4 protein-coding genes and 1 pseudogene are annotated in these 4275 nt (G+C 66.8%); all 5 read left to right on the plus strand.

The features are described from left to right. Positions 1-390, plus strand: a pseudogene (locus AC5P98_RS21850) (methyl-accepting chemotaxis protein); the annotation flags it as partial. A gap of 160 nt (positions 391-550) precedes the next feature. After that, the gene (locus AC5P98_RS21855) at positions 551-1324 is read left to right on the plus strand and encodes a flagellar brake protein (protein WP_053451528.1); all 774 of its coding nucleotides are present in this window, start codon (positions 551-553) and stop codon (positions 1322-1324) included. 183 nt (positions 1325-1507) lie between these two features. Then, positions 1508-1999: a chemotaxis protein CheW gene (locus AC5P98_RS21860; protein ID WP_014647021.1), complete on the plus strand. Its 492-nt coding sequence runs from the start codon at positions 1508-1510 to the stop codon at positions 1997-1999. Between the two features lie 135 nt (positions 2000-2134). Further along, positions 2135-2518, plus strand: a complete 384-nt coding sequence (locus AC5P98_RS21865; protein ID WP_014647020.1) for a hypothetical protein — start codon at positions 2135-2137, stop codon at positions 2516-2518. A gap of 101 nt (positions 2519-2619) precedes the next feature. After that, a partial coding sequence (locus AC5P98_RS21870; RefSeq protein WP_495221421.1) for a methyl-accepting chemotaxis protein occupies positions 2620-4275 on the plus strand: 1656 nt, incomplete at its 3' end.

Below are 4275 nucleotides of genomic sequence, written 5' to 3' on the forward strand. Positions count from 1 at the left end.
GGCGAGATCGTCGCCTCGGTGCAGCGCGTGACCGACATCATGGCCGAGATCTCTGCGGCCTCGCAGGAACAGTCGGCGGGCATCGAGCAGGTCAACCAGACCGTGGTGCAGATGGACGAAACCACCCAGCAGAATGCTGCGTTGGTGGAAGAAGCCACTGCTGCGGCGCGCGCGATGGAAGACCAGGCCGTGCAGCTGGGTGAAGCCGTGGCCCGCTTCCGGCTGGCATCGCAGGGCACGATGGCCATCCCGGCACGCCCGCTGGCCGCACCGGTACCGCGACAGCTCGCAGCCGCCGCGCCTGCGGCAAAGCCGGCCCCGGCACGTGCGCTGCGCACGGCAACGGCCCAGCCGGCGCTGGCCGTGGACGGCGACTGGCAGGAATTCTGACAGAACCACGGGCTCAGATCCCTTTCCTGCGGGAAAGGGATCTGAGCCCTTACGAGTGGAAAGTGATGCAAATCCCACTTCATAATCCGGTGCAGAGGCCGATATCCCCATCGAGCCTCGCGCCAATGCGTGCTGGCGCCCGCCCCTGACCGTAGATTCCATGTCCGACGGCAACGACACTGCAGTGCATGATGTCCACGCGGCCGATGCCGCGGACGAACGATTCCTGGTCCGCAACCCGCGCCAGCTGCGCCAGCTGCTGCGCTCGCTGATCGACCAGCGATCGCTGATCAACGCCCATATCGACGGCCGCGACCGTTCCTTCCCGACCGCCCTGCTCGACCTCGACGAAGACGAGGACTTCCTGCTGCTCGATGGCAGCCCACAGGAAGCCTCCAACCGCGCCGCCGAGCAGGCCGATCACCTGCTGTGCTTCGCCCAGCTCGAACGCGTGCTGGTACGGTTCCGGCTGCACGAACTGCAGCGCGTGGACAACGACGGCCATGTGGCCTTCCGTGCGCCGCTGCCTGACGAACTGGTGCACCTGCAGCGCCGCGAGCTGTACCGGCTGGAGACGCCAGTCACTGATTCACCGCAGCTGCTGCTGCCACCCGGCGAAGCGCGGGCCGAAGCGCTGTCGATGCGGGTGGTGGACATCAGCGGTGGCGGCCTGGCCGTGGTGGTGCCCAATGACTGCGCGGTGTTTGGTCTGCAGAGGCGCTATCCGGCGCAGCTGTCGCTGCCGGACGGCCCCGACCTGGATATCGAACTGGTGGTCTGCAACCTGCTGCCGCAGCGCCAGCCCAATGGCATCGAGGTCAAGCGCGTGGGCATGCGCTTTGAAAGCCTGCCACGCGGCGCCGACAGCGCCATCCAGCGCTACATCTTCCGCATCGACCGCCAGCGCAAGGCCCGCCGCAACGGCGAGCTCTGAGGCCGTCCGACCGGTAGTGCCGGCCGCTGGCCGGCAACCCTGGAGCGCATGCCGGGGTCAGATCCCTTTTCCCTGAAAAGGGATCTGACCCCATCCACGGCACTGCCCGGCACCTAAAGTCCCCCCCGGCGGGGCCGATATCGAGCCTGACACCGGGACTTCCGGCAGAACCAGGACCCCTCGATGAACGACAAGACCAGCTCCGCCGCCAGCGCCGGTGGCGAATTCCTCAGCTTCACCCTTGGTGATGAGCACTACGGCGTGGACATCCTCAAGGTGCAGGAAATCCGCGGCTACGACGCCGTCACCCGCGTGCCGGACGCCCCGGACTACATCAAGGGCGTGATCAACCTGCGCGGCACCATCGTCCCGGTCATCGACCTGCGCCTGAAGCTGCGCCTGGACAACGCCCGCTACGATGCCTTCACCGTGATGATCGTGCTGAACGTGGAAGACCGCGTGGTCGGCATCGTCGTCGACAGCGTCTCCGACGTGATCCCGCTGTCGGCCGAGCAGATCCGCCCGACCCCGGAATTCGGCGCCGCCGTCGACACCCGCTTCATCTCCGGCATCGGTACCCACGACGATCGCATGCTGATCCTGCTGGACATCGAGACCCTGCTCGACAGCGCCGACATGGGCCAGGCCAACCTCGCCGAAGACGTCGCTGCCTGAGCAAACGGAACTGCTTCACGTTCCAGTCACAAAACCCTTCAGTTCCCTTCGGCGGTGCCGATAGGGGGACAGAAGCCGGTCGCGCAGGAGCGCGCAGGACCGGCCCGATCGTTACCATCCCCGGAGATACCCTCGATGAAGTCCCTGTTTGCGTTCGTCTCGGCCGCTGTCCTGGCCACCACCGCCGCCTCCGCTTTCGCCCAGTCGGCCGACATGATCCCGCCGGAAATGGCGCCGCGTTCGGTCGGCAAGGACGGCATGGTCTGTGGCAAGGTCGAAAAGGCCCGTTACGCAGAAGGCTCCGAAGGCCAGCCGACCTTCCTGTACATGGGCGGCGCCTTCCCGCGCCACACCTTCTCGGCGCGTATCGCCGGCGAGAACCGCGGCAAGTTCTCCTTCCCGCTGGAAACCCTGGAAGGCAAGACCGTGTGCGTGATCGGCAAGATCCAGCGCGACGCCTCGCGTGCGGAAATCGAAGTCAGCTCGCCGGCCGGGCTGAAGCTGGCCAACATCAAGTAATCCGCCGTTCGTCGGACCACGCCGGGCCTGGTCCTGGCGTGGTTTCTGCTGCAACCGGGCCCGATGCCCGGGCGCGTCTGCCTTAGGAGCTCGCAACGCCCATGCCGTGGATCAACAACCTGAAACTGATGCCGAAACTGCTGCTGACCTTCGGCGTCCTCCTGCTGGTGATGCTGCTGCAGGGCATCGTCGCCTATCGCGGCCTGCATTCGCTGAACAACGTGACCACCGAGCTGGCCGGTTCACGCATGGAGAGCATCCGCATGGCCGGCGAGATGCGCGGCATGCTGGGCGAGTACCGCAATGCCGCCTACCAGCAGCTGATCCGCGCCAGCGATGACGTCAAGTCCGATGCGCGCAAGCAGGGTGTCGACCTGCGCGCCAGCATGGACAAGTCGATCAAGGAGTATCCGAAGCTGGTCGACAACCCGCAGCAGAAGAAGCTGTTCGACGCCTTCGCCAAGGAATGGAAGGACGCCCTGGCATCCTATGACAGCGTCACCGAGATGCTGGAACTGGACCTGCCGGACGACGCCATCGATACCTTCGTCGGCGAAACCCGCACCAAGCACCGCAAGGCCGCCTCCGCGCTGGAGGCGCTGATCGCCGAAGACAACCGCCTCGCCCGCGCCTCGCGCGAAGAGGCCGCATCCACCTACTCCGCCTCGGCCGTGCTGACCGTGATCGCCCTGCTGGGCGGCGCCGCGCTCGGCCTGGTGCTGGTGTGGCTGTTTGCCCGCGCCCTGGTCGGCAGCGTGCGTGGCGCCGTCTCGGTGGCCAACGACGTGGCCGGCGGCAAGCTCGATGGCCACATCGACGTCAGCCGCCAGGATGAAGTGGGCGAACTGATGCAGGCCATGCAGCGCATGCAGCGCGACCTGCGCGAGCGCATCGAGACCGACCAGGCCATCGCCCGCGAGAACCTGCGCATCCGTACCGCGCTGGACTACAGCTCGACCGGCGTCTACCTGACCGACACCAGCAACACCATCGTCTACAGCAACCGCGCCCTGCAGCAGACCCTGAGCCAGTACCAGGACGAACTGCGCCGCGACCTGCCGGACTTCGATGCGCAGGCTTCGCTGATCGGCAAGCCGGTCACCGTGCTCGAACACCGCGGCGAGATGGACCAGACCCTGCTGGGCAACCTGAAGGCACACGGCGTCGCCCGTCGCCCGATGCAGTACGGCGATGCCCAGTTCGCCCAGGTGGTCTCGACCATCCGCAATGAAGGCGGCGACACCGTCGGCTACGTGGTGGAATGGCGCGACCGTACCCAGGAAGCGCAGGTCGAAGCTGAAGTGGCCCGCGTGATCGCCCAGGCCGCCGCTGGCGACCTGTCCGGCCGCATCGATGCCAGCGACAAGGAAGGCTTCTTCCTGCAGCTGGCCCAGCAGATCAACGGCCTGCTGGACGCCAATGCCGGCAGCATCGAGCAGATCTCCGGCCTGCTGGCCGCGCTGTCGCAGGGCGACCTGACCGTGCGCATGCACGGCGATTACCAGGGCGTGTTCGCCCGGATGCGCGACGACGCCAACGCCACCGCCGCGCAGCTGAGCGAGATCGTCACCCGCATCAAGCAGTCCAGCCGCGCGATCAGCTCCGCTGCCGGTGAAATCGCCTCCGGCAACAGCGACCTGTCGCGCCGCACCGAGCAGCAGGCCGCCAACCTGGAAGAAACCGCCGCCTCGATGGAGGAACTGACCTCCACCGTGCGCCAGAACGCCGAGCACGCACGCCAGGCCAACCAGCTCGCC

The organism is Stenotrophomonas sp. YJH_SMC_135 (assembly GCF_059372355.1).

Coding starts and splice junctions, on each gene's coding strand:
- AC5P98_RS21860 (WP_014647021.1), top strand. CDS start 1,508: ATGAACGACAAGACCAGCTCCGCCGCCAGCGCCGGTGGCGAATTCCTC.
- AC5P98_RS21865 (WP_014647020.1), top strand. CDS start 2,135: ATGAAGTCCCTGTTTGCGTTCGTCTCGGCCGCTGTCCTGGCCACCACC.
- AC5P98_RS21855 (WP_053451528.1), top strand. CDS start 551: ATGTCCGACGGCAACGACACTGCAGTGCATGATGTCCACGCGGCCGAT.